At 68.4% G+C, this 24,805-nt stretch carries 19 protein-coding genes; 10 read left to right on the top strand and 9 right to left on the bottom strand.

What is annotated here, in order from left to right:
* Position 1: 1 nt before the first annotated feature.
* Together ccoO and ccoN are read right to left on the bottom strand one after the other, a co-directional pair.
* Positions 2–616, bottom strand: coding sequence for a cytochrome-c oxidase, cbb3-type subunit II (gene ccoO, locus ACEN98_RS13320; RefSeq protein ID WP_413340846.1), 615 nt, complete (start codon positions 614–616; stop codon positions 2–4).
* 22 nt (positions 617–638) lie between these two features.
* Positions 639–2,090, bottom strand: coding sequence for a cytochrome-c oxidase, cbb3-type subunit I (gene ccoN / locus ACEN98_RS13315; protein WP_413385018.1), 1,452 nt, complete (start codon positions 2,088–2,090; stop codon positions 639–641).
* Between the two features lie 232 nt (positions 2,091–2,322).
* Here ccoN and ACEN98_RS13310 point away from each other — a divergent pair, with 232 nt between their 5' ends.
* Complete coding sequence (locus tag ACEN98_RS13310; protein ID WP_413385016.1) at positions 2,323–2,727, top strand: TraR/DksA family transcriptional regulator; 405 nt, start codon at positions 2,323–2,325, stop codon at positions 2,725–2,727.
* Positions 2,728–2,882: 155 nt separating this feature from the next.
* Here the strand turns inward: ACEN98_RS13310 and ccoS are convergent, their stop codons facing one another.
* The 5 genes from ccoS to ACEN98_RS13285 all read right to left on the bottom strand — a co-directional run bounded on the left by ccoS (position 2,883) and on the right by ACEN98_RS13285 (position 9,355).
* Positions 2,883–3,023 (bottom strand): cbb3-type cytochrome oxidase assembly protein CcoS, encoded by a 141-nt coding sequence (ccoS, locus tag ACEN98_RS13305; protein WP_413385986.1) that lies wholly within the window; start codon positions 3,021–3,023, stop codon positions 2,883–2,885.
* A 2-nt stretch (positions 3,024–3,025) separates the two neighbouring features.
* The gene (locus ACEN98_RS13300) at positions 3,026–5,422 is read right to left on the bottom strand and encodes a heavy metal translocating P-type ATPase (RefSeq protein ID WP_413385014.1); all 2,397 of its coding nucleotides are present in this window, start codon (positions 5,420–5,422) and stop codon (positions 3,026–3,028) included.
* Positions 5,419–6,165, bottom strand: coding sequence for a sulfite exporter TauE/SafE family protein (locus ACEN98_RS13295; RefSeq protein WP_413385011.1), 747 nt, complete (start codon positions 6,163–6,165; stop codon positions 5,419–5,421). The genes ACEN98_RS13300 and ACEN98_RS13295 overlap by 4 nt, the downstream gene beginning before the upstream one ends.
* 4 nt (positions 6,166–6,169) lie before the next feature.
* On the bottom strand, positions 6,170–7,579 hold the full coding sequence (gene hemN, locus ACEN98_RS13290) for an oxygen-independent coproporphyrinogen III oxidase (protein WP_413385008.1): 1,410 nt from the start codon (positions 7,577–7,579) through the stop codon (positions 6,170–6,172).
* A gap of 228 nt (positions 7,580–7,807) precedes the next feature.
* A complete protein-coding gene (locus ACEN98_RS13285) occupies positions 7,808–9,355 on the bottom strand; it encodes a methyl-accepting chemotaxis protein (RefSeq protein ID WP_413385005.1) in 1,548 nt (515 codons plus the stop codon).
* A gap of 229 nt (positions 9,356–9,584) precedes the next feature.
* Between ACEN98_RS13285 and ACEN98_RS13280 the strand changes: the two genes are divergently transcribed.
* Together ACEN98_RS13280 and ACEN98_RS13275 are read left to right on the top strand one after the other, a co-directional pair.
* Positions 9,585–13,610 carry a Pls/PosA family non-ribosomal peptide synthetase gene (locus ACEN98_RS13280; RefSeq protein ID WP_413385003.1) on the top strand — a complete coding sequence of 1,342 codons (4,026 nt, stop codon included), beginning with the start codon at positions 9,585–9,587 and terminating at the stop codon, positions 13,608–13,610.
* Between the two features lie 86 nt (positions 13,611–13,696).
* The gene (locus ACEN98_RS13275; protein WP_413385000.1) at positions 13,697–14,200 is read left to right on the top strand and encodes a 4-phosphopantetheinyl transferase; all 504 of its coding nucleotides are present in this window, start codon (positions 13,697–13,699) and stop codon (positions 14,198–14,200) included.
* 24 nt (positions 14,201–14,224) lie between these two features.
* Here the strand turns inward: ACEN98_RS13275 and ACEN98_RS13270 are convergent, their stop codons facing one another.
* Entirely contained in the window at positions 14,225–14,674 is a 450-nt protein-coding gene (locus ACEN98_RS13270; protein ID WP_413385985.1) for a carboxymuconolactone decarboxylase family protein, read from the bottom strand.
* A 164-nt stretch (positions 14,675–14,838) separates the two neighbouring features.
* Here ACEN98_RS13270 and ACEN98_RS13265 point away from each other — a divergent pair, with 164 nt between their 5' ends.
* From ACEN98_RS13265 to ACEN98_RS13250, 4 genes are all read left to right on the top strand, one after another.
* Positions 14,839–15,714, top strand: coding sequence for an RNA polymerase sigma-70 factor (locus ACEN98_RS13265; RefSeq protein WP_413384998.1), 876 nt, complete (start codon positions 14,839–14,841; stop codon positions 15,712–15,714).
* A gap of 100 nt (positions 15,715–15,814) precedes the next feature.
* Entirely contained in the window at positions 15,815–16,177 is a 363-nt protein-coding gene (locus ACEN98_RS13260; protein ID WP_413384995.1) for a hypothetical protein, read from the top strand.
* 42 nt (positions 16,178–16,219) lie between these two features.
* Positions 16,220–17,461, top strand: coding sequence for a metal-dependent hydrolase (locus tag ACEN98_RS13255; RefSeq protein ID WP_413384993.1), 1,242 nt, complete (start codon positions 16,220–16,222; stop codon positions 17,459–17,461).
* A 117-nt stretch (positions 17,462–17,578) separates the two neighbouring features.
* Complete coding sequence (locus tag ACEN98_RS13250; protein WP_413384990.1) at positions 17,579–18,115, top strand: tetratricopeptide repeat protein; 537 nt, start codon at positions 17,579–17,581, stop codon at positions 18,113–18,115.
* A 4-nt stretch (positions 18,116–18,119) separates the two neighbouring features.
* Here ACEN98_RS13250 and ACEN98_RS13245 read toward each other — a convergent pair whose 3' ends face one another.
* Positions 18,120–19,994, bottom strand: a complete 1,875-nt coding sequence (locus ACEN98_RS13245; RefSeq protein WP_413384988.1) for a glycosyltransferase — start codon at positions 19,992–19,994, stop codon at positions 18,120–18,122.
* Between the two features lie 254 nt (positions 19,995–20,248).
* On the opposite strand from ACEN98_RS13245, the gene ACEN98_RS13240 reads away from it, so the two are divergent.
* The 3 genes from ACEN98_RS13240 (at position 20,249) to ACEN98_RS13230 (ending at position 24,803) form a co-directional block, all read left to right on the top strand.
* Positions 20,249–22,492 carry a TonB-dependent receptor gene (locus ACEN98_RS13240; protein ID WP_413384986.1) on the top strand — a complete coding sequence of 748 codons (2,244 nt, stop codon included), beginning with the start codon at positions 20,249–20,251 and terminating at the stop codon, positions 22,490–22,492.
* 68 nt (positions 22,493–22,560) lie between these two features.
* Complete coding sequence (locus ACEN98_RS13235) at positions 22,561–23,436, top strand: carotenoid biosynthesis protein (RefSeq protein ID WP_413384984.1); 876 nt, start codon at positions 22,561–22,563, stop codon at positions 23,434–23,436.
* Entirely contained in the window at positions 23,433–24,803 is a 1,371-nt protein-coding gene (locus tag ACEN98_RS13230) for an oxygenase MpaB family protein (RefSeq protein WP_413384981.1), read from the top strand. The genes ACEN98_RS13235 and ACEN98_RS13230 overlap by 4 nt, the downstream gene beginning before the upstream one ends.
* Positions 24,804–24,805: the final 2 nt, after the last annotated feature.

Genomic DNA, 24,805 nt, shown 5'->3' with positions numbered 1-24,805 from the left:
CTCAATTCCTCGATTTGATTTGCGTGCCGAGACCCTGCAGGTAGGCGACCAGCGCGTCCTGCTCCGTCTTGTCGGCCAGCTGCGCCGGCGCGTCCTTGATGTCCTGCTCCGTGTACGGGACGTTCAGGCGCTGCATCGCGCGCATCTTCGGCACGATCGACTGCGGGTCCAGTTTTGCCGTCGCGAGCCACGGATAGCCGGGCATGTTCGATTCCGGCACGACGTCGCGCGGGTTGTCGAGGTGCGTGCGGTGCCACTCGTCCGAGTAGCGGCCGCCGACGCGCGCCAGGTCGGGGCCGGTGCGCTTGGAGCCCCACTGGAACGGGTGGTCGTAGACGAATTCGCCCGCGACCGAGTAATGGCCGTAGCGCTCCGTCTCGGCGCGGAACGGGCGGATCATCTGCGAGTGGCAGTTGTAGCAGCCTTCGCGGATGTAGACGTCGCGGCCCGCGAGGCGCAGCGGCGAATACGGCTTCAGGCCGGCGACGGGTTCGGTGGTCGAATGCTGGAAGAACAGCGGCACGATCTCGACGAGGCCGCCGAACGAGACCACGACCAGCACGAGGCCGATCAGCAGCCAGGGGTTCTTCTCGATCCACTCATGGGTGAATTTCATGGTTATGCTCCTGCGTGTTCTATCAGGCGTGTTCCGGGACCGCATGCGTCCTGCCATGCGAATGCAGTGCGGGGATGCGCGCGTCGACGGACTTCGTGCCGCGCATCGTCAGCCACGTGTTGTACGCCATCAGGCACATGCCGGTCAGGTACATCAGGCCGCCGCCAAAACGGATCACGTAGTACGGATACGTCGCCTTGACGCCTTCGACGAAGGTGTAGGTCAGCGTGCCGTCCGGGTTCACGGCGCGCCACATCAGGCCCTGCATCACGCCGGCGATCCACATCGCGGCGATGTACAGCACGATGCCGATGGTGCCGAGCCAGAAGTGCGTCTCGACGAGCGCCATGCTGGCCATCTGCTTCTTGCCGGCGAGGCGCGGGATCAGGTAGTACAGGGAACCCATCGTGATGAAACCGACCCAGCCCAGCGCGCCGCCATGCACGTGGGCGATGCCCCAGTCCGTGTAGTGCGACAGCGAGTTGATCGTTTTAATCGACATCATCGGACCTTCGAACGTGGCCATGCCGTAGAACGACAGCGACACGATCATGAATTTCAGCAGCGGGTCCGAGCGCAGCTTGTGCCACGCCCCGGACAGCGTCATGATCCCGTTGATCATGCCGCCCCACGACGGCGCCAGCAGGATCAGCGAGAACACCATGCCGATCGACTGCGTCCAGTCGGGCAGCGCCGTGTAGTGCAGGTGGTGCGGACCGGCCCACATGTAGGTGAAGATCAGGGCCCAGAAGTGCACGATCGACAGGCGGTACGAGTACACCGGACGCTCGGCCTGCTTCGGGATGAAGTAGTAGACCATGCCCAGGTAGCCGGCCGTGAGGATGAAGCCGACGGCGTTATGGCCGTACCACCACTGGATCATCGCGTCCTGCACGCCGGCGTACATCGAGTACGACTTGAACAGCGTGACGGGCATCGACATGCCGTTGACGATGTGGAGGATGGCCACCGCGAGGATGTAGCCGCCGAAGAACCAGTTGGCGACGTAGATGTGTGCTACGGCCCGCTTGACGATGGTGCCGAAGAAGACGACGGCATACGCGACCCACACGACGGCGATCAGGATGGCGATCGGCCATTCCAGCTCGGCGTATTCCTTGCCGCGCGTGAAGCCCAGCGGCAGGGTGATGGCGGCCGCCACGAGCACCGCCTGCCAGCCCCAGAACGTGAAAGCGGCCAGCCGGTCGGAGAACAGCCGGACCTGGCACGTGCGCTGCACGACGTAGTACGACGTGGCGAACAGGCCGCAGATGCCGAACGCGAAGATCACCGCGTTCGTGTGCAGCGGCCGCAGGCGGCCGTACGTGAGCCACGGGATATCGAAGTTCAATGCCGGCCAGGCGAGCTGCGCGGCAATCCACACGCCCGCGAGCATGCCGATCACGCCCCAGACGACAGTTGCGACGGCAAACTGGCGCACGATCTTGTAGTTATAGTTTAGACTGCTGTCCAAGGTGCACTCCCTGAAGAATAAGAAAGACGACACCGTCAGGGTAGGTTTCCTGGGGGTTCCAAATCCTTGATGTGAATCAAAAATTCCAGATTGGGTCCAAGGAAGGAGCCGGCTTCTTCCTCGATGTTGCTGAAAGCAGACTGGCGTTTTGAAAGGACGATATGAGGTGCGTCAAACATGACGCTCGATGGTCCGCCACACTGATCCGAAGCTTTTGACAACGAAGAGGACGATGACCATGCCGCCAATTTCACCTGAACTCCACGAGCAACTCGGCCAGCGCCTGCACAAGGCGCGCGAGGATGCGCTGGCCGCCGTGCGTGCGCGCACGGATGGCGATACCGACGACCGCCCGGCGATCTCGCCGAATGCCCATATGGGCCAGAACGACGACGCGCCGGCGGGCGAGATGCTCAGCCATAACGAGGAACACCTGGCCGAACACGAAGCGAACCTGCTGCACGAGATCGACGCGGCGATCGGGCGCCTGGAATCGGGCGCGATCGGGATCTGCGAGTCGTGTGGGCGCGATATTCCGGAAGCGCGGTTGCTGGCGACGCCGACGGTGCGGACGTGTATCGCTTGCCAGGAGCGGATCGAGAAGGAACAGCGGACGGGCCGCGGGCCCAGCATGTAATACCTTCGCTTGCGCGGATCACCGTCATCCCCGCGCACGCGGGGACCCATACTGAGCCTCTGAAGTCGAACGCCGAGATCCGCCCGGGTGTTTCCGACGTACTGAATGCTGATCTTCTGCATGGGTTCCCGCCTGCGCGGGAACGACGGAGTCCGTCAATCGTCGTCGCTGAGAATCCGCAACGCCGGCCCTTCCAGATCGTCAAACTGCCCGCTGTCCGCCGCGCCGAAGAAGATCCACACCGCTAACGCAACGAGCATCACACTGAGCGGCACCAGCAGATACAAGGCTTCCATCGTCATGCCGTCCTCAGCCGTGCCGCGTTGAGCACCACGAGCGCCGAACTCGCGGCCATCCCCACGCCCGACAGCCACGGATTCAGCAGGCCGCTCGCCGCCGCCGGAATCGCCGCCACGTTGTACAGCATCGCCCACCCCAGGTTCTGGCGGATCACGCGCAAGGTGTCCGCCGCCGTGTCCAGCGCGGCCGCCAGCGGGCGCAAACCTTCACCCAGCAGCACGCAGTCGGCGTGCAGTTGCGCCAGCTGCGCGCCCTGCCCCATCGCGAAACTCACGTCGGCGCCCGACAGCACGGCCGCATCGTTGATGCCGTCGCCGACCATCGCCACGACGGCGCCGTCGCGCTGCAGGCCGCGCACCACGGTCAGTTTATCTTCGGGTAACTGGTGGCCCAGCGCATGCGCGATGCCGAGCTGCATGGCGACGTCCTGCGCGGCCTCGTCGTCGTCGCCGGACAGCAGCACGACCGTCTTGCCGGCCGCGCGCAGGCCGGCCACGACGTCGCGCGCCTCCGGCCGGATGTCGTCGACGAGGTCGAAGCGCGCGACCCAGCCGGACGTGGTGCCCAGCCACACGGCCGTGACGCCGCCCGGCTGGCCGCCCGGGACGCCGCCGCGCGCGATGCCGGCCACGAACGCGGCGTTGCCGAGACGGTAACGGCGGCCGCCGATCTCGCCCTCGATGCCTTTGCCGACGACCTGGTTGACCATGTTCGCGACCAGCGCGGCCGGCCCGGCGGCAGCGCGGATCGCCTGCGCCAGCGGATGGGCGCTGCCCGCTTCCAGCGCCGCGGCCAGCTGCAGCGCCATGCGCCGGCTCGCGCCGCCGAACGTTACCGCCTGGCGCAGCACGGGATGGCCGTAGGTCAGCGTGCCCGTCTTGTCGAACACGACGTGCGTCGCACGGCCCAGTGTTTCCAGCACATGCGGCTTGACGGCCAGCGCGCCCCTGCGCAGCAGGCGGTCGGTGGCGGCGGCGAGCGCCGTCGGCGTCGCCAGCGACAGCGCGCACGGACACGACACGACGAGCACCGCGATCGCCGCCGGCCACGCGCGCGCCGGATCGACGAGATACCAGAGCGCGCACACGCCGACCGTCAGCACCAGCAGCGCGAGCACGAACCACGCGCCGACGCGGTCGGCCCACAACGCCAGCGCGGGCTTGTCCTGGCCGGCGCGCTCGACGAGGCGCACCAGCAGCGCCAGCGTGCTGTCGCGCGCACTGCTCGTCACGCGCACGACAATCGCCTGCGCGACGTTGACGGCGCCGCCGGGCAGTGGCGCGCCCGGCCCCAGCGCGCGCGTGCGGCTCTCGCCCGTCAGCAGCGCGAGGTCGACTTCCGTGTCGCCTTCCACGATGACGCCATCGGCCGGCACGGCCTGTCCCGGCGGCACGAGCACGACGTCGCCCGGCACGAGCGCGCCGGCGGATACGGTGTCAGTCGCGCGCGCGCCCGGAAAGTCGACGAAGCGCTGCGCCGTCGCGGGCCCTGCACGCTGCAGGCCCTCGAGCGCGCGCGCGGCGCGCCGGCGCGCGTCCAGTTCCAGGTAGCGGCTGCCCAGCAGCAGAAACACGAACATCGTGACCGAATCGAAGTACACGTCGCCGTGCCCGCGCACGACCGCGACGACGCTGGCGGCGGATGCGGCGAGGATGCCCAGCGCCACCGGCACGTCCATGCCGGCCACGCCGCGCCGCAAGTCCATCCACGCGCCGCGCAGGAACGGCCACGACGAGTACGCGACGGCCGGCACGGTCAGCAACAGCGCGGCCCAGTGCATCAGCGCGCGCATGTCGGCATCCATCGTGCCGTCCGTCGCCAGGTACACGGGGACGGCGTACATCATCACCTGCATCATCGCCATGCCCGCGACGAACAGGCGGCGGAACAGTGTCTTGCGCTCCCGTTCGAGGTGGGCCGCCTGGCGCGCCGCGTCCAGCGGATACGCCGTGTAGCCGATCGCGCGCAGTGCCGCGATGATGTCGCTGGCCTTCGCCACGGCCGGATCGCGGCGCACGCGCAGGCGCTCCGTCGCCACGTTCAGCAGCGCGTCCGTCACGCCGGGCAGCGCATTCATGCGGCGTTCGATGAGCCACACGCACGCGGCACAGCGGATGCCTTCGATGGTGAAGACGACATCGTCGGCATCGACCGCCTCGTCGTACGCGCGCAGGGCGGACAGGTCGGCGTCATCCCCGACGCGCGCGGCGAACTCGGTGCGGTTGTCGTAATAGTCGGCGAGGCCGGCGTCCGCGATCGTCTGCGCGGCGGCGGCGCAGCCGGGGCAGCACATGGTGCGGCTCGCGCCGTCGACGACGGCCGACCACGGGCTCGCGGCCGGTGCCGGCTGGCCGCAGTGCCAGCACGCGACGGTGTCGAGGACGGCCGCGCTCATGCGCCGGCTCCGGGTGCGACGCAGATCTGCTGCACCCAGCCGTGCGGCAGGCCGCCGGCCGCGCGCGCGAGGCCCAGCAGGCCGAAGCCCAGCACGAGGACGCCGCATGCGACCCGCACGCGCGGGCCCGCGAGCCAGCCGCGCAGGCGCGCGCCCATCAGGCCCAGGCCGAGCAGCATCGGCAGGGTGCCGAGGCCGAACGCCAGCATCACGAGGGCGCCGTGGAGGGCGGAACCGCTCAGCATCGCGGTGACGAGGACGCTGTAGACCATCCCGCACGGCAGCCAGCCCCACAGGCCGCCCGCGACGAACATGCGCGCGGGCCGGTCCAGCGGGCCGACTTTTTTCAGCAGGGGCTGCACGCCGCGCCACACGAAGCGGCCGCCCTGCTCCAGCCGCGCGAGGCCGCGCCACGCATCCATCAGGTACAGCCCCAGCGCGGCCAGCATCAGGTTCGCGAGCCAGTACGCGCCGGCCTGCAGCGCCGGCAGTCCGGCGAGCGCCTGCGCGCCTTGTGCGAAGCCGCCGGCCAGCCCGCCCGCGATCATGTAGCTGCCGATGCGTCCCGCATTGTAGGCAAGGACGTTGGCGACGGGCGCCCGCCCGGTTGCTACCCGCACGGGGATGACCCGTCCGACGGAAGGCGCCACCGACAGCGCGCCCACGATCCCGCCGCACATGCCGGCGCAGTGGACGCTGCCCAGCAGGCCCACCACGAAGACGGGAAGGAGCGCGACGTTCATGGGGTCACACCGTCCTGGAATGCGTGGCCGGGCCGCGCGTGGCGAGATAGCGGTCGAACACCATGCACACGTTGCGGATCAGCAGGCGCCCTTTCGACGTGACGCTGATCCAGTCCGGCGCGAGTTCGACGAGGCCGTCGCGCTCCAGCTCCGCCAGCTGCGCCATCTCGCGGGCGAAATGGGCGTGGAACGCGATCGGGAACGCGAGTTCGATGGTGCTGACCGACAGCTCGAACTGGCACATCAGCCTCTGGATGATCGTCCGGCGCAGCGCATCGTCCATCGACAACCGCGCACCGCGCGCCACCGGCAGCTCGTTGCGGTCGAGCGCAGCGTAATAGGCGTCCAGCGTCTTGACGTTCTGGCTGTACGTGGCCCCGACCGCGCCGATGGCGGACACGCCGCATGCGACGAGGTCCGCGTCGGCATGCGTCGAATAGCCCTGGAAGTTGCGGTGCAAACGGCCCTGCCGCTGCGCGACGGCGAGGTCGTCGTTCGGCCGGGCGAAATGGTCCATGCCGATGTAGACATAGCCCGCGGCCGTCAGGCGTTCGATGCACAGCTGGAGCATGCGCAGCTTCGCGTCGCTGTCGGGCATGTCCGCGTCGACGATGCGGCGCTGCGGCTTGAACAGGTGCGGCAGGTGCGCGTAGTGGTACACGGCGATGCGGTCCGGCGCCGCATCGATCACCTTGTCGAGCGTCGTGCGCATCGTGGCCGGCGTCTGCTTCGGCAGGCCGTAGATCAGGTCGAGGCTGACGGAGCGGAAATGCGCATCGCGCGCGGCCGCGATGATGGCGCGCGTCGCGGCCTCGGGCTGGATGCGGTTGACGGCGCGCTGCACGTCCGGATCGAAGTCCTGCACGCCGAGGCTGATGCGGTTGAAACCCTGGCGGCGCAGGCCGTGCACGCGCTCCTGCGACACCGTGCGCGGGTCGATCTCGATCGAGTATTCGCCAACGGCATCGGGCGCGAAGCGGAAGCAGCGGCGCAGGTGCGCCGTCAGGTCTGCCATCTGCGCGTCCGACAGGTAAGTCGGCGTGCCGCCGCCGAAGTGCAGCTGCTCGACGTCGTTCATGCCGGCGAACAGGCGGCCCTGCATCTCGACTTCGCGTTTCAGGTAAGCGAGGTAGGTCGCCGCCTTCTCGCGGTGCTTCGTGACGATCTTGTTGCAGGCGCAGTAATAGCAGACGGTGTCGCAGAACGGAATGTGCAGGTACAGCGACAGCGGCTTGCCGCCGCCGCGCGTGCGCAGGTCCGCCACCGCGTGCAGGAAATCGCGGTAGCCGAACGATTCCGAGAAGCGGTCCGCCGTCGGATACGACGTGTAGCGGGGACCGTTGCGGCTCAGCCGGGCGATCAGGTCCGCGTCGAACTCGACGACGGGCTGGAATGCGGAAACTGCATCTGACATCGGGGAAACTCCTGGGCCTGCGGCGTGAACATACAAGATGAGTCTATTGAGGCGGGTCCACAAAATCCTTGACTTGCATCAAAAATCGCCGAAGCCGGTGTGCTAACACGCGTGGGCGGGGGCCGCCCACCCTACCCCTGCGTCGGGCCGCGCGACACGGTGCCGCCGCGCATCCAGAGCATACGGCGGCGCCAATCCTAGGGTGGGCACCCCGTGCCCACGCGAACGCTATCGGCTCAATCTAAATACCGACAAGACTTGCCCCAGATGCCCCACCTGCTCCGCCACGCTGGCGGACGCCATGGCCGACTCCTCCACGAGGGCCGCGTTCTCGCGCGTGATACCGTCGAGCTCGACCATCGCCGCATTCACTTCCGCGATGCCCTCGTTCTGCGCGCGCGACGCCGCCGAGATGTCGCCCATGATGGCGGCCGCGTCCCGCACGGCGCCCACGACCTGGCGCATCGTCAGGCCCGCCGCGTCGACGAGCTCGTTGCCCTGCCCGACCTGGTGCACGGAATCCTCGATCAGCGCCTTGATTTCCTTCGCCGCCCCCGCCGAGCGCTGGGCCAGGCTGCGGACTTCGCCCGCCACGACGGCGAACCCGCGCCCCTGTTCGCCCGCGCGCGCCGCTTCCACGGCGGCATTCAGGGCCAGGATGTTGGTCTGGAACGCGATGCCGTCGATCAGGCCGATGATGTCGACGATGCGCGTGGCCGAGCCGCTGATCTGGCCCATCGTCGTGCCGACTTCCAGCACGGCCGCGCCGCCGCGTCCCGCCACCCGGGAGGCTTCGCCGACCAGGTTGTCGGCGCGCTCGGCGCTGTCCGTGTTCTGGCCCGCCCTGGCCGCGATGTGGGCGAGGCTCGCAGCCGTCTGCTCCAGGCTCGCGGCCTGCGCCTCCGTGCGGCGCGCGAGGTCGTGGTTGCCCGTCGCGATGTCGCGCGTGGCCGCATGGATCGCGCCGACGCCCGTGCGCACGTCGCCGACGATCGCCGTCAGGTTGATGTTCAACTGGCGCAGCGCGAGCAGCAGGCGGCCCATCTCGTCGTCGCGTCCCCGTGCGGGCGGGCGCGACAGATCGCCCCCGGCCAGCGCATGGACGGCCTCCAGCGCCCGGTGCATGGGCGCCACGATGGACCGGTGCAGCTCGGCCCAGGCCAGCAGGGTCAGCGCCGCGCCGGCCAGCGCCAGCAGGCGCCAGCCCCAGGCCTGGGTGGCACAGGCCAGCACGCCCATCAGCAGCGCCTGCGTGCACATCATGACGCCCAGGCGCCGGCCCAGCGGCAAGGTGCGCAGGTCCAGCAGGCGCGCCCACCACGCGGTGCGGATGACGGCGCCACGCCGGAACGCGAGCCCCTCGGCCCGGCCGTCGCGCAGGCGTTGATAGACCGCTTCGGCGCGTTCGACCTGGTCGCGCGCGGGACGGGTGCGGACCGACATGTAGCCCACCGTCGTTCCCTCCTGCCTGATGGGCACGACGTTCGCCACGACCCAGTAGTAATCGCCATTTTTTCGACGATTTTTTACGAGTCCTGTCCACGGTTCGCCCGCCTGCAGCGTTTGCCACAGGTCGGCGAACGCCGCAGGGGGCATGTCCGGGTGGCGGACGATGTTATGGGCCTTGCCGATCAGCTCATCTTCGGTAAAACCGCTGACTTCGATGAACGTGGGGTTGACGTAGGTGATGCGGCCTTTGGTGTCGGTCTTGGACACGATGGACTGGCCGTCATGCACCGGGTATTCGATGCCCGTGACGGGTAGGTTGGTACGCAAGCGTGGCTCCTGGCTTTTAGTGAGGAAATATTGTTTTTTGGAAATTTTATGAAATCTGGTCCGCCTAAATCCTTGATCCAGATCAAAAATGACGGATTGGCTGGTGAACACGGGCGTAATGAACACATGCGCCGCCCGGCCGTTAAAATGGAGTACCCTGCGCGGATGTGGCTGCCAGGTTTGCATTTTGTGTCTTGATGAAATTCAACCAACCCCAACATAGCCGTCGATGAACGATATCTCTCCTCTGACACGGCACCCCGATGTCCTGTACGGCCCGCACCAGCCCGAGCTGTTGCGCGACGAGATCCTGGCCGACCTGCTGGAAGCGAGCGCGGCCCGCGCACCGGACCAGCTGGCCCTCATCGCCGGCGACCGCCGCCTCACGTATCGCGAGCTCGACGCCCTGTCCAGCCTGGCCGCGTCGCGCCTGATCGACGCGGGCATCCGCCCCGGCCACATCGTCGGCCTGTGGATGCCGCGCGGCATCGATCTGCTCGTCATGCAGGCGGCGATCGCCAAGGCCGGCGCCGCCTGGCTGCCGGTCGACGAGGACACGCCCGTCGAGCGCCTGCTCGTGTGCATGGACGACGCCGGCTCCCCCGCCCTCGTGAGCAGCGAGCGCATGCGCGACCGTCTCGGCACGGTGACGCAACCGATCCACACCGCCGAAACGCTGCTGGCGCCCGCGCCCGACGGCTACGAACTGCGCCGCCGGGGCAAGGTCGACGGCGACGCCCCCGCCTACGTGATCTACACGTCGGGCTCGACGGGCAAGCCGAAAGGCATCCTCATCGACCAGCGCAGCATCTGCCACTTCCTGCGCAGCGAGAACGAAGTGCTGGGCGTCAAGGCCACCGACCGCGTCTACCAGGGCTTTTCGGTCGCCTTCGACATGTCGTTCGAGGAAATCTGGATTTCCTACCTCGTCGGCGCCACGCTCTGGATCGGTCCGAAGGAGACGGCCGGCGACCCGGAGGCGCTGCCGCGCCTGCTTTCGGAGAATGGCGTCACCGTGCTGCACGCGGTGCCGACGCTGCTCGCGCTGTTCGCGGACGACGTGCCCAGCCTGCGCATCATCAACCTGGGCGGAGAGATGTGCCCGGAAACGGTGGTCGAGCGCTTTTCCAGGCCGGGCCGCCAGATGTTCAACACGTATGGCCCCACGGAAGCGACCGTGTCGGCCAGCCTCGCGCGCCTGGAGCCGGGACGCCTGATCACGATCGGCACGCCGCTGCCGAACTACGGTCTGCTGGTCATTTCCACCGAGACGGACAACGGCCTGCAACTGCTGCCGCGCGGCGACACGGGCGAGTTGTGCATCATCGGCCCGGGCCTGTCGGCCGGCTACCTCGGCCGTCCCGACCTGACGGCCGAGAAATTCCTCCCGAACCCGTGGAGCGCGGGGCCGGACGACCCGCGCCTGTACCGCACGGGCGATCTCGCGCGCATCGAGCCGGACGGCCAGGTCGTGTGCCTGGGCCGCACGGACGACCAGGTCAAGATCCGCGGTTTTCGCGTGGAACTGGGCGAGATCGAGGCCCAGCTCGCGCAACAGGACGGCGTCGGCACGACGGCCGTGCTGCTGCGCAAGGATGACGGCATCGACCGCCTCGTCGCCTACCTCGTGCCGGCCGCCGGCGCGACGCCGGAACAGCTCGCACCGGCCACGTTGCGCCGCGCGCTGTCCGGGAAGCTGCCGCCGTACATGGTGCCGAGCCGCTTTGAACAATTGTCCGTGATGCCGCGCCTGACGTCCGGCAAGATCGATAGGAAGGCACTCAAAGCGATGGCCCTGTCGGCCCCGCTACCGAGCGATCCGGCCGAATCGGACGTGGCGGAAACGCCGGGCGAGGAAGCGCTGTTCGCCGCGCTGGAGAAATTGTTCCCGGGCCAGCCGATCCGCCGCGAACTGGACTTTTTCAGCGACCTGGGCGGCCACTCGTTCTTCGCCGCCCGCCTCGCCACGGCACTGCGCGCCGACCCGCGCTTCGCCCACGTCACCGTGCGCGACATTTATTCGCAACGCCAGATCGGCGCCATCGCCTCGAGCCTGGACCAGGCCGCCGGCACGGCCGCCGTCGAGCCGGACTGGACGCCGCCGTCGGAAGCCCGCCGCTGGCTGTGCGGCATCGCCCAGCTGGCGACCGTGCCCGTGCTGATCACGCTGCGCATGGCCCAATGGCTGGCGCCGTTCTTCACGTACCACTTCTTCACGGGCGACCCGGGCGACTCCGTGGCGCGTGCCATCGCCGCGTCGATCGGCGTGTTCCTGCTCGCGACCCTGCTGGAATTCGTCTTCGCCATCGGGGGCAAGTGGCTCGTCGCGGGCCGCCTGAAACCCGGCGTGTATCCGCTGTGGGGCGCGACCTATTTCCGCTGGTGGCTCGCGGACCGCCTCGTCGAGGCGGCCCCGACCTATTTGCTGGCCGGCTCGTCGCTGTACGGCTGGTATTTGCGCCTGCTGGGCGCGAAGATCGGACATGACGTCGTGATCGGCTCGCTGACGATCCGCGCGCCCGACCTGCTCGCCATCGGCGCCAACGTCAGCATCGGCAATGCCGTCAACTTCGAGAACGCGCGCGTGGAACGGGGCAGGTTGATCCTCGGCCGCATCGCGCTCGACGACGACGCCTGCGTGTCGTCGTACGCGATCCTGGAAGGCAATACGCAGGTGGGCCGGCGCGGCCACCTGGAGGGACAATCCGCGCTGCCGGACGGCGGGATTGTCCCCGCCGGCCGCGTCTGGAACGGCTCGCCCGCGCGCGACGCCGGCGCGTTCGACCCGTCGACCCTGCCGCCGCGCCCGCGCGTCAGCCGTGCCCGCCTCGCCGGCGAAGCCCTGTTCTTCGTGTTCGGCATGCTGCTCGTCGCCACGCTGTTCTTCATGCCCGTGTTCCCCAGCTTCGTGCTGATCGACTGGTTCGACGAACGGGGCACCCTGCCGATCCTCGCGCAGAACTCGATCCAGGGCCAGCTGCTGCGCTACTTCGTGCTGGCACTGCCCGCGTCCGCCGTGCTGATCGCGCTGACGATGCTCGTGTCGGCCGCCATCCGCTGGGGCTTCCTGCCCCGCATGATGCCGGGGCGCTCGGCCGTGCACAGCAACGCGTACTGCAAAAAGTGGCTCGTGAGCCATATCCAGGAATCGAGTTTGAACGTCCTGCACGGCATCTATGCGACCGTGTTCGCGCCGTTCTGGTACCGCCTGCTGGGCGCGAAGGTCGGCCGCGACGCCGAGATCTCGACGGCCCTGGGCGTCGTCCCCGACATGCTGACGCTGGGCGACGAGACCTTCATCGCCGACGCCGTCATGCTGGGCGACGAGCAGATCGACGGCGGCTGGATGACGATGGAAGCGACCGTCGTCTCGAACCGCAGCTTCGTCGGCAACGGCAGCTATATCCCGGACGGCACCGTGCTGCCGGAAGGCGTCCTCGTGGGCGTGCACACGCATGCGCCCGCGAACGAGCGCATGACGGGCGGCGACACGTGGCTCGGCTCGCCGCCGATCCACCTGCCCGCGCGCGAACAGGTCAGCGGCTACCCGGAACACCTGACCTACCGCCCGTCGCCGGCGCGCCGCCTGGGCCGCGCGCTCGTCGAAGCGTTCCGCATCGTCGCGCCGCACGCGGTCGTCATCGCCGTCGGCTACACGGTCGTGCTGGACCTGATGCCGATCGCCGGGGCCGGCCGCTGGGGCGAAGTGATCTGGGACCTCGCCCTGATCAGCCTCGCCTACGGCATCGGCAACTACCTGTTCGTGCTCGCGTTCAAATGGCTGCTGCTGGGCCGCTACAAGAAGCGGGCCGAGCCGATGTGGACGCCGTTCGTCTGGCTGTCCGAAGGCGTCACGAACATGTACGAAGGCATCGCCGTGCCCAACTTCATGCGCTACCTGCGCGGCACGCCCTGGCTGCCGGTCGCGTTCGGCCTGCTCGGCTGCCGCATCGGCCGCGGCGTCTACATGGACACGACGGACATCACGGAATTCGACTGCGTGACGATCGGCGACCATAGCGAGCTGAACGCGCTGTCCTGCCCGCAGACCCATTTGTTCGAAGACCGGGTGATGAAGATCGATCACGTCGACATCGGCAGCAAGGTGTACCTGGGCCCGCGCAGCGCCGTGCTGTACAGCGCGAAGGTCGGGGACAATGCCCGCATCGGGCCGCTGACCCTTGTCATGAAGGGCGAGCACATTCCGGCCGCGACGAGCTGGAACGGGTTGCCGGCGGCGCCGCAGCGGGTGTGATGGATCGCGCTTTGCCCGTACGCTGGTGGCACGGGAGCCGGTTTGCAGATGCGCCTGCTTCCGCTTCGGGCGTGCAGATCGTCGGCGTGCGCGGGCAACCCGACCGCGCGACGGCGCGGCGCACGATTCGTGCGGCGCTGCTTGCCGCGCTGGCTGAGGCGAGCGGGCTATCGTCGTCGTCGATCCGGCTGTGTGGTGCGCCGGGCGTGGCGCCCTGGGCGCTGCTCGACGATGGCCGCCGCTTCGCACTGTCGATCAGCCACGACGGCGACCTGTCCGTGGCGGCCCTGCGACTGGACGGCGGCGCCGTCGGCATCGACGTCATGCAGGTCGCCGACGTCCCGGACTGGCAAGCCGTCGCCCGCGACTATCTCGGCCCGGCGGCCGCGGCCACGCTGGCCGGCGTGCCCGCGTTCGCGCGCGCGTGGAGCGAGCGCGAAGCCAGGCTCAAATGCCGGGGGCTGGCGCTGGCGGAATGGGGGGCCTGCGATGAATCCCTGCTGGCGGCGTGCGCTTGCCTGTCGTTGGTGCTGCCGGACGGTTACATGGGTACTGTCGCGGTGCTGCCCGCGCCATGTCCGCAGCGCTGACGGTCCGTCGGTACCGGCGCCGTTTCAGGCCTTTGCGCGCGGTTTCAACCGGAAGCTGATGCCCATGCGATTGATCGCGTTCATGGCCGCGATCACGATCGTCAGTTCGACCAGGGCCTGTTCTCCAAACGCGGCCAATGCCGCCGCGTAGGCCGCGTCCGATGCGTGGGTCTCGCTCACGCGCGTCACTTCCTCCGTCCACGCCAGGGCCGCCCGTTCCTCGTCCGAAAACAGATAGGCGGCTTCTTCCCATACCGGCACCAGTACAATCTTGTCGACGGACATCCCGTGTTTGATGAGATCGCGGGTATGGACGTCGATGCAATGTGCGCAACCATTCAATTGCGACGTCCTGAGGAAAACAAGGTGTATGAGTCCCGGTTCCAGACCCGTGCCGGTCGTTACGTAATGGTGGAGTGCTCCCAGCGCCTTGGCGCCTTCCTGCGACACTTGAAACCAGTTTGCGCGATTCATCGTGCGTTTTCCTTTCATGCGGTAATTGGTCATGCGGTTGGCAACCCTGCCCGCCGCTTTCCACAAGACGTGCGACCGCACGCCGCCGTGACACACCGGACGGATCCGTCACAACGGTCGGTGCCGGATCGTCTAGTCAGTATTGTTCAAATCCCGGGGTAGCCATGAAGTCCGCCGACCTGCTTGTGTTCGAAGCATTACGCCCACGTCTTTTCCTGATCGCCTATCGCATGCTCGGCATGCGCGCCGACGCGGAAGACGTCGTCCAGGACGCCTGGCTGCGGTACAGCGCAAGCGTGCGTGACGACGTCAGGTCGGCCGAAGCCTGGCTCGTGACCATCACGACGCGACTGTCGATCGACCGCCTGCGCAGCCGAAAAACGGAGCGTGACGCCTACACCGGCTGGTGGCTTCCGGAACCTGTCGTCGAGATCGTCGAAGACACGCCCGAGGCCGCTGCCGAACTGGCCAGCGATGTCTCTGTCGCCATGCTCTGGGTACTGGAACGGCTCACGCCCGAGGAGCGGGCCGCATTCCTGATGCGCAAAGTATTCGACCAGGACTATGGTGACGTTGCGACCATGCTTGGCAAAAGCGAAGCCGCCTGCAGGCAGCTCGTCCACCGGGCCCGGGAACGGATACGGCAGGAGAGTCCGCGCTTCACGGTCTCGAAGACGATGCATCGCGTCGTCCTCGAAAAATTCATGCAGGCGGCCGCCAACGCTGATCGCGATGCGATGAAGACGCTCCTGTCGGCAGATGTCGAATTCCGGGCGGACGGCGGAGGAAAAGTCGAGTCCCTGCACAAGGTTCTCATCGGGACGGGACGCGTGGCGGGTCTGTATTGGGCAGTCGAACATGCGTTCCGTGAACGCGTCGTCTACAAGATGGCACGCGTGAATGGAGAACCCGGACTGGTTCGGTACATCGATGGGAAAGTCGAATCGGTGCAATCGTTTTGCATTCACGACGGCACCATTTCGCAGATATACGTAGTAAGAAACCCAGATAAATTGCAGGGCATTCCTTTCTTGCAGTAAGGCTGGTCCAGGCAAGCTTTCCTGAGTGCAGGTATACTCGCGGCATTCCCGCATCGTCGCGCGCGTTGATCGACGATGCCACCGCTTGCCTGAGTTTCCAATGAAATTACGCCAACTTACCGTTTTCCTGGGTGGATACCTCGCGACCGTCGTCGTCCTTGCCCGCCTCCACAACAGCTTTTCCGGGATTGCCTCGACCGCCGTCATCGCCATCTGCCTCGCCATCGCGCTGCTGATCGGCTTCGCGGCCGGCACGTCGGAAACGGCTGCACGGCATGGCGCGGCGTTCGTGCTCGCCTCGTTCTGCGGCGCGGTCACGATCCTGCTGTCGTTCTACGCGCGGACGGCCGGCGTCGCCCTCGTCGCCCTGCCTTACGTCTTCTTCTGGACGAACGCTGCCTGGCTGGGCTTGCAGGCGGCCCGGATCTGCCGCACCGCGTTGAACGCACCGTCGGCGCAGTAAGCCGTTCGATCCGCCAGCTTGCGGTTTGGGTAAGATTGCAGGATGGATAATCTCACCCACTCCGTCGTCGGCCTCGGCATCGGCGCGCTGATCGACCGCAGCGTGCCTGCCGAGCCCGCATCCGACGCGCAGCGCGTCCGCACGCGCCTGCTCCTCACCATCGGCTGCCTCGCCAGCAACTTCCCCGACCTGGACCTCGTGCTCACGAAGCTGCTCGAGGCACCGCTGGGCTATCTGTTGCACCACCGCGGCCATACGCACACGTTGCTGGCGGCACTCGGCGAAGTTGCCTTGTTGCTGGGCCTGGTCTGGCTGCTGTGGCCGGCGGCGCGCGGACTGCTGCGCACCAGCCCGCGCGCCCGGTTTGCGGCGCTCCTGACGGCCTGCGTGGGCATGGTGCTGCACATCTCGATGGACGGACTCAACGTCTACGGCGTGCATCCGTTCTGGCCATTCGATGCGCGCTGGTATTACGGCGACCTCATCTTCATCGTCGAACCCGTGTTCTGGATCGCGTTCGGCATCCCGCTCGCCCTCATGGTGACGGGACCGATGCGGCGCGGACTGCTGCTGGCCCTGCTGGTGAGCGTGCCCGTCATCGCGACGTTCGCCGGGTTCCTGCAATGGGGTTCGCTGGCCGGGCTGCTGGTCCTCGCCGGCTTCCTGGCGGGGATCGCACGCTGGCGGGCGCGGCGAGCCGGCGGCGACCGTGGCCGCACCGCACTGGCTGCCGGGCTGGCCGCGGCGCTCGCCTTTGTCCTCGTCCAGGCGGCGGCCATGCACACGGCCCGGGACACGGTCGCTGCCGCCATCGCCCGCCTCGACCCGGGCGAGCACCTGCGCGATACGGCCCTGTCCGCCTATCCCGCCAATCCGCTGTGCTGGTCGTTCGTGACGGTGGCCACCGATGCCGCGCACGGCAGCTATCACCTGCGCCGCGGCCAGCTCAGCGTCGCACCGGGCATCACGCCGGTCGCCTCCTGCCCGGCCGGGATCGCGGGCCGTGCCGCCGGCAACGATGCGCAACTGGCCTGGCAAGGCGACGCACGCGACAGCCTCGCGCGACTTCACGACCTGCAACAGAACAATTGCCACTTCAACGCCTGGATGCGGTTCGCCCGCGCGCCGGCGATCGACGGCACGACGGCGACGGATGCGCGCTGGAGCCCGCTGGGCAGCGCCAATTTCTCGACGCTGGACTATGCCCACCTCGCAGATACGCCCTGCCCCCGTCCCATGCCGGACTGGGGTTATCCGCGCGCGGACCTGTTGCGGCAGCCTTGAACACCGCGGGGGCACAAGAATGTGCCATAACGTGACACATCGTCGCGCTCGCTGGTGGCCAACATGTGGCCCGGATATTGCTCGAGGATCAACCACCTTCACAACCAGGGAGATCCGATGCGAACGTTACTTATCTCGACCGTATGCTGCGCCACCCTTTACGGCACGGCGGCGCATGCCCGGCCGCCAGGCGATGGCGCACCCGACATCAAGTCCGCGGAAAACGAACTGAGCTATCGGTCCTACGTGACAAGCAACAAGCGCATCAAATGCCTGTACGGCTATGCGGCGAACAAGACAGGCGACCACGCGGCCGCCATCCAGATCTTCGAAGACTGCATCCGGCGCTGGAACGACGTGTTTTCCATGATCGGCCTCGCGCAGATGTACGAAACCGGCATCGGCATCCGGCAGGACGCCGCACAATCGACGGCGCTGATGCGCCGGGCGGCCCAGCTGGACGACGGCTCGACCTATCCGAGCCTGGCCCGCTATCACTATGGCGTCGCCCTGGCGGAGGGATATGGCATCCAGAAAAATATCGCCGAAGCGCGGACATGGCTTCACAAGGCGGCCGAGGAAGGCGTGAACGAAGCCGCCGCATATCTTGATCATCTGGATCACCTCGACCACCAGGATCGCGCGTCGCCATGAGCGCCTAGCCCGCCACCCGCGGACCGCGTCCCGCGGTGGCGATGACGTGCCGGAAGAAGGCCACGAGGTCCGGCACATGCGTATCGAAGCAGAACTGCTCACGCTGCGCCCACATGCGCGTGCGCAGTGCGCCCATGCGGGACCCGTCCCGCAGTTGCGCGGCCAGGTCGTCGATGCCGTCATAGAACACCCCCACGCCGAGCCGGCGCGCCAGCGCTTGCGCGGCCACGACGGCATCGCCATTGTCGCGCTGGATCAGCGGCAGGCCGGCCGCCGCCAATGTGGCGATGCGGGCCGGCAGGTTCAGGTCGTCCCAGTCGGCGCGGCGCAGGTCGCCGCCGTTGCGGCTCGCGAAGCAATGCAGCCAGCCGGCGTCGTAGCGCGAGAATTCCTCGACCCAGCGGTCCTGCGCCACATTGCCGTGCAGGTGCAGGTGGTGCGGCGCCAGCGCCTGCGTCTTTGCGATCCACTCGCGCCATTGGCCGTGCGTGTAGTCGCCGTAGAAATGCAGGTGGATGCCGGCCGCCGCCAGCGCCGCCACGGTGGGCGGATGCAGCCCGATCGGACGGCCCGGCACCACGGTGTGCACGTCGCCGCCGGCGGCGGACAGCGGCGGTGCCACGGGGCCGTCGAACCAGTCGCGCCTGGGCAGGTCGCCATCGAGCACGTGGCACGGACGCGTGCGCACCAGGCCCGGCGCCGCCAGCTCGAACCAGTCGCGCGCCTCGGGGCAGCTGAAGATGCGCCCGTCCGCCATGCGGTACAGGTCGAGCAGTTGCGGCCACGTGCCCTGTTCCAGGCAGATGAACGGCCCTTCCTTGAAATGCCAGACGAACGGGATGCCGCTGCTTGCCAGCAGGACGTCGTGGCAGAACGGCACGGCCTGCCAGTTCAGCTGCGCGTAGATCACGTTGGGACGCAGCCTTCGCAGCGCCGCGCGCCAGTCGTCGCGGGGCAGGTCCTCCACGTGGCCGAACGGTAGCGGACCCACCGTGTTGAACCAGTACGGCGTGTCCGTCCACAAGCCGTACAGCGTGTGCCCCTGCTCTTCCAGCGCCAGTACCCGTTCCGCGTTGTACGCCAGTTCGCCCACGAGCAGGATCGTGAGGCCGTCCGCTGCGCGCGGTGTGGGCGGACGCTCGCGCAGGCGACGGTACAGCGCGACCTCGTCGATGGCGTTGCCGCTGCGCGTGTGGAAGCGCAGCGGCGCGCGCACGCGGTAGTGGCGGCGGAACGGGTTGATGCCGCCCGCCGGTTCGCGCATCAGCTTGTGGCGCTGGCGCGGATGGTCGACCCATTCGCAGGTCACGACGCCCGTCCCCACGCTGGCGCCCAGCGCCTGCAGGCGCGACCAGTACAGGCGGTCGAGGTCGTCGGACTCGAGCGCCGCGCGCTCGGTCCAGCGCAGGCCCGTGCGCCGGTGCATCGCCTGGACGAGCTGCAGGCCCTCGCCGGGAACGGGTCCTTCCGCCTCGCGGTTGTAGCGCCAGCGCACGCCGGACACCGCCAGCACCGCCTCAGACGCCGCCCCGAGCGCCGCCCCGAGCGCCGCCGCCAGCGTCTCCAGGTGGCGCGGATAGAACACGTCGTCGGCGGGCAGGTAGGCGACGAGCGGCGCCGTCGTCGCGTCCAGCGCGACGTTCAACGCCCGGCCCAGCCCCTCGTTCGCGTCCAGCGCGAGGTAGCGGATGCGCGCATCGTCCAGGAACGGCGCGACGACGGCCGCCGTGGCGTCGCGCGAGCCGTCGTCCACCACGACGGCCTCCCACGCGTCGAGCGTCTGGGCCTGCAGGCTCGCGAGTGCGCGGGCGATGAAGTGCGCCTGGTCGAAGGTCGGCACCAGCACGCTCACGCGGGGTTGGAAAGATGTCGTCGCCATGCAACAAGCATAAGGAGGCGAGGCTGTGCGCGTTTGCGCCGGATCAGTCGTGCGCGTGCCCCGGAAACAACAACTTGTGAACCTTATTGCACCACTTTGTGGTTACTGGGCACTATTGCCCGTTCGCACTACCTGATAGACTCCTCCGTTTCACCCGCCTGCAATAAAGTCTCACGAAAATCACGCAGGCAGGCGACGCCAGTGCAAACGACACGGCGCACCAAGCAACGACTATAAAAAAACTGGGATAGTTCATGAAGAATCAGCAGGGTCGGTTGACCCCCAACCTGCTCGCCATGTCGATCGCGGCGATCGCATGGAGCGCGCCGGCGTGCGCGCAGGTGGAGACACAGGGCGACGGCATCCAGGAGGTGATCGTCACGGCGCAGCGCACGGCCGCGCCGGCATCGAAGACGCCGGTGGCGATGAGCGTGCTCACGGCGCGCCAGCTCGACGCCATCGGCGCCGACACGCCGGGCGCCCTCGCCGCGCGCCTGCCGAATACGTACCTGGAAAATTCGTACGACGGCCTGCGCATCACGATCCGCGGCGTCTCGAACGCCGACGTCACGGAAAAGGGCGACCCGTCGGCCGCCTTCATGGTCGACGGCGTCTACGTCGCGCGGCCGCAGAGCCAGAACACGGCGCTGTACGACGTCGAGCGCGTCGAAGTGCTGCGCGGTCCGCAGGGCACGCTGTACGGCCGCAACACGACGGCCGGCGTCGTCAACGTGATCACGAAGGCGCCCGTCGGCCGCTTCGAGGGCGACGTCAACGCGGCCGTCGGCAACCACGGCGAGCGCAAGGTCGGCGCCATGGTCAACGTGCCGGTGAACGACGTGCTCGCGCTGCGCGCCGCCGCCACCTGGAACGAGCACGACGCTTACCTGAAGAACGGGTCGAACACGCCGCGCGGCCTGGGCCTGGACCGCGGCGACCGCGCCGCGCGCCTGTCGGCCAGGCTCGCGCTCGCAAAGAATGCGACGCTGCTCGTCCGCTACGAGGCGAGCCGCGACGACAGCAACAACGACAGCACGGTGCCCGACTCGAATTTTTATAACGGCATCGCCACCGGCCAGCCGGTGTGGAACGGCGATTCGACCGACCGCCAGCTGACCTACCGCTTCAACCCGCCGAACACACGCTTCGAACAGGGCTATTCGCGCAAGAAGGCGTCCAGCCTGACGGCGGACCTGAGCTGGGACCTCGGCCCCGCGACCCTGTCGTGGCTGGGCGCGCACCGCAGCTTCGACCACGATTACCTGTACAACTTCTATTACCGCGTGGCGCCGACGATCGCGCTGGGCGTGCGCCAGCCGTTCACCGGCACGTACAGCCAGGATTCGCACGAGCTGCGCCTCGCGACGAACGGGGCCGGCCCCGTGACCGCCCAGGGCGGCGTGTACTGGTTCCGCGAACGGGCGCGCGACACCTATTATTTCCGCGACCTGCAAGCGGTCGGCCTACCGCCCTACTATGTGTTCGGCAACGACCCGGTCGAAGCGCGCAGCAAGGCCGTGTTCGGGCAGGCGACGGTCCGCCTGGCCGACGGCCTGCGCGCCACGGCCGGCGCCCGCTACACGGAAGACGACAAGTCGCGCACCGGCACGATCGGCTACCAGCGCACCGCGGCCTTCAACGCGGCCACCGACCTGCGCGAACTGAACGCCGGCAGCATCTCCACCGACAAGACGACCTGGCGCCTGGGCCTCGACTACGACCTGGCCCCGGCCACGCTCGTCTACGGCTCGATCGCGACCGGCTACAAGGCCGGCGGCTTCAACGACGGCTGCGCCGCGGGCGATGCGCGCAACGGCGTCGGCTGTCCCGCCGCCACCGCGCTGCCGGCCGCCAGCCTCACGTACCGGCCGGAGACCGTGCGCGCCTACGAGGCGGGCGTCAAGACCCGCTTCCGGGACGGCCGCGCGACACTCAACGTGGCCGTGTTCCACTACGACTACCGCAACCTGCAGCTGTCGAACGAGGTGGTGATCAACGGCCGGCCGCGCTACGAGACGACGAATGCGGGCGCGGCGTCGATCCGCGGCCTGGAAGCGGATGGCCAGGTGCTCGCGACGAGCGCCGACCGCTTCACGTACGCCCTCACCCTGCTCGACGCGCACTACGCCAGCTACCTGCCGGACGGCGTGCATTCGTGGGCCGGGGTCAAGCTGGACCGCACGCCGGCGCGCACGCTGTCGCTCGGCTGGGAGCACCGGACGCGCATCAACGGCGGCGTGCTGACGGCCGGCGCGGGCACGCGCGCGAGCGCGAGCTACCTGCTGGGCGTGCCGCAGGCGGGCCTGAAGTTCCGCGTACCCGGCCACACGGAATCGGACCTGCGCCTCGGCTGGGAGCCGGACGGTGCGCCGTGGAGCGTGCTCGCGCGCGTGCGCAACGTGGAAGACAAGGTGCGGCCGATGACGATCAGTTCGTCGGGCCTCGCCGTGCCGACCGAACCGCGCACGGCCGACGTCCGTTTCGACTACCGCTTCTGATTTCAAGCGCGGCCGCCGGTCGCCGGTGGCCGCATTTTCACCGTTACGTCGTGCCCCTGGAGCCTCATATGACCCCATTGCTGCGCCGTCGTCTGCCCGTCCTTGCCGCCACGCTGCTGGCGGCCTTCCTCCTCGTCCTGGCCAAGCGCATCGGCGGCGACACCACCGTCGCCCTCGTCGCCAGCTCGCTGCTGATGTTCGGCTGCTGCTGGGCCAGCGCCGCCCACCTGCTGGGCGGCGGTGCCGCGCTGCGCCTCGTCGCCATCGCCACGAGTGTCGGCTGGCTGGCCGAGCAGCTCGGGTCGTCGTACGGCTGGTTCTTCGGCAGCTACACGTACACGCCCGTGCTCGGGCCCGCGCTGGGCGACGTCCCGGTCGTGATCCCGCTGATGTGGTTCGCGCTGGCGTACGTCGGCTACGTGATCGCCAACCTGATCGTGTGGCACGACCCCGTCGACCGCCCCGCGTCGCCGGGCCACGACGCGCTCATGGCGCTGCTGGGCGCGATGGTCGTCACGTGCTACGACCTCGGCGTCGACCCGTACATGGTCTACGTGCTGAAGGCCTGGATCATGACGGAGAAGGACGGCTGGTGGTTCGGCGAGACGGTGCAGGGCTTCGCCGGCTGGATGACGGTGTCGTTCGCGATCCTGTTCGCGTTCCGCCGCCTCGCGCGCGTACGCACGGCGCCGGAAGACGCAGGCGCAGTACTGCCGACGATGCGCCACGTGTTCGTGCCGCTGGGCGTCTACGCCGGCCTGATGGTGTTCCAGGTGCTGCTCGGCTACCCCGTCGAGGCGCGCACGATCGCGCTGTTCGCGATGGGCTTCCCGCTGCTCGCGGCGACCATCGGCCTGCTGCGCCGGCAAGGCATCCTGGCCCGTCCGGCCATCGACGAACCGACGGCTGCCGTGCCGCCCGAAGCGCTGAAGGAGGCCGCGTGAGACGCGACGTCCTCGAACCCGGCCTCGCCGACAACCCGGCGCTGCGCGCCGACCCGCTGGCCGACGCCACCATCGCGCGCATCCTCGGCCCCGGCCGGCCCGGCGGTCCGGACATGGCGACGATCGGCCTCCTGAACCGGGAGATCGCGCGCTGGCAGTTGAACGGGGACCTGGACGGCTGGCGCGCCAGCCCCGGCCTGCCGCCCGACATGGCCGCCGCGCTCGAAGCGTACGTGGTCGAGGCCCGCGTGCTGCCCGACTGGGCCGACGCCGCGAAGATCGCGCGCGCCGAAGTGCTGTTCATGGAAATGAGCATGGCGTCGTGCACGCTGCTGTTCTGCGCGAGCCTGCCCCAGTGCTACATCATGCCGGACCTCGCGGCCGTGCTGCATGCGGCCGGCGAACTCGAACAGCACACGGACTACCGCGTGCGCGCCACCGCCGCCATGATCTTCCCCGTCATGATGCGCGGCGGCCTGACGGCACCGTCCGGCGGCGGCGTCGCGCAAGCCATCAAGGTGCGCCTGATCCACGCCATGATCCGCCACCTCGTGCTGCGCGGCGACGTGGCCGAGGCCCTCGTGGCGCCGCGCCGGCTGCCCCGGTTGCTGACGCAGGCGAAGACGATGCCGCAAGTGCTGTACGCGCACGGCTGGGACATCGACCGCCTCGGCCTGCCCTGCAACCAGGAAGAACTGGGCTACACCCTGCTGACGTTTAATTATGTGTTCCTGCAGGGCCTGCGCCGCCTCGGCCTGCGCCTCGACCAGGGTGACGAGGAAGCGTACATCCACGCCTGGAACGTGCTGGGCGCCGTGCTCGGCATCGAACGCGAGCAGATGACGGACACGATGGCGGACGCGGAGCGCATGTTCACCGCCATCCAGGCGGAGACGCGCACCCGGCAGCGCAAGGACGACCCGCGCCCGGCGCTGGCCGGCGCGCTGATGGCGAACATCCAGCGCTACCTGCCGCCGCGCATCCTGAAACCGTTCCCGGTGCTCCTCACCCGCCACCTGATCGGCAAGGCGTCCTCGCGCGACCTGGGTCTCGATCAACGCGTGTCGCTGCTGTCGCGCGGCCTGTTCGTGCTGGTGTTCGGCTTCATCCGCGGCGTCGATGCCATGGCGCGGCTCGTGTTCCCGGGGTTCTCGATCTCGCGCCTCGTCACGCGCATCCTCGGCTACAACCTCACGGTCAAGCTGCTGATGGACGAGACCCGTCCGCTGAAACTGCCGGACACGCTGCTGGGCGAAGTCGGCGACGCCGTCCACGCCTGGCACAATGACGACAAGGCGCCGCGCTGGGTCAATGCCCTCGAACGCCGTTTCACCGGGCGCCTCCAGCCCGCCGCCCATCAAGGATAAAC

Origin of the sequence: Massilia sp. CT11-137 (assembly GCF_047302885.1) — a bacterium.
Lineage (GTDB): Bacteria > Pseudomonadota > Gammaproteobacteria > Burkholderiales > Burkholderiaceae_D > Telluria > Telluria orientalis.
This window is presented reverse-complemented; position numbering and strand designations above follow the sequence as displayed.

Excerpts from the sequence above, each read along its gene's own strand:
- ACEN98_RS13245 (WP_413384988.1), bottom strand. The coding sequence starts at position 19,994 with ATGGCGACGACATCTTTCCAACCCCGCGTGAGCGTGCTGGTGCCGACC.
- ACEN98_RS13300 (WP_413385014.1), bottom strand. The coding sequence starts at position 5,422 with ATGAGCGCGGCCGTCCTCGACACCGTCGCGTGCTGGCACTGCGGCCAG.
- ACEN98_RS13260 (WP_413384995.1), top strand. The coding sequence starts at position 15,815 with ATGAAATTACGCCAACTTACCGTTTTCCTGGGTGGATACCTCGCGACC.
- ACEN98_RS13310 (WP_413385016.1), top strand. The coding sequence starts at position 2,323 with ATGACCATGCCGCCAATTTCACCTGAACTCCACGAGCAACTCGGCCAG.
- ACEN98_RS13235 (WP_413384984.1), top strand. The coding sequence starts at position 22,561 with ATGACCCCATTGCTGCGCCGTCGTCTGCCCGTCCTTGCCGCCACGCTG.
- ACEN98_RS13270 (WP_413385985.1), bottom strand. The coding sequence starts at position 14,674 with ATGAATCGCGCAAACTGGTTTCAAGTGTCGCAGGAAGGCGCCAAGGCG.
- ACEN98_RS13255 (WP_413384993.1), top strand. The coding sequence starts at position 16,220 with ATGGATAATCTCACCCACTCCGTCGTCGGCCTCGGCATCGGCGCGCTG.
- ACEN98_RS13240 (WP_413384986.1), top strand. The coding sequence starts at position 20,249 with ATGAAGAATCAGCAGGGTCGGTTGACCCCCAACCTGCTCGCCATGTCG.
- hemN (WP_413385008.1), bottom strand. The coding sequence starts at position 7,579 with ATGTCAGATGCAGTTTCCGCATTCCAGCCCGTCGTCGAGTTCGACGCG.
- ccoS (WP_413385986.1), bottom strand. The coding sequence starts at position 3,023 with ATGGAAGCCTTGTATCTGCTGGTGCCGCTCAGTGTGATGCTCGTTGCG.
- ACEN98_RS13295 (WP_413385011.1), bottom strand. The coding sequence starts at position 6,165 with ATGAACGTCGCGCTCCTTCCCGTCTTCGTGGTGGGCCTGCTGGGCAGC.
- ACEN98_RS13250 (WP_413384990.1), top strand. The coding sequence starts at position 17,579 with ATGCGAACGTTACTTATCTCGACCGTATGCTGCGCCACCCTTTACGGC.
- ccoO (WP_413340846.1), bottom strand. The coding sequence starts at position 616 with ATGAAATTCACCCATGAGTGGATCGAGAAGAACCCCTGGCTGCTGATC.
- ACEN98_RS13280 (WP_413385003.1), top strand. The coding sequence starts at position 9,585 with ATGAACGATATCTCTCCTCTGACACGGCACCCCGATGTCCTGTACGGC.
- ACEN98_RS13265 (WP_413384998.1), top strand. The coding sequence starts at position 14,839 with ATGAAGTCCGCCGACCTGCTTGTGTTCGAAGCATTACGCCCACGTCTT.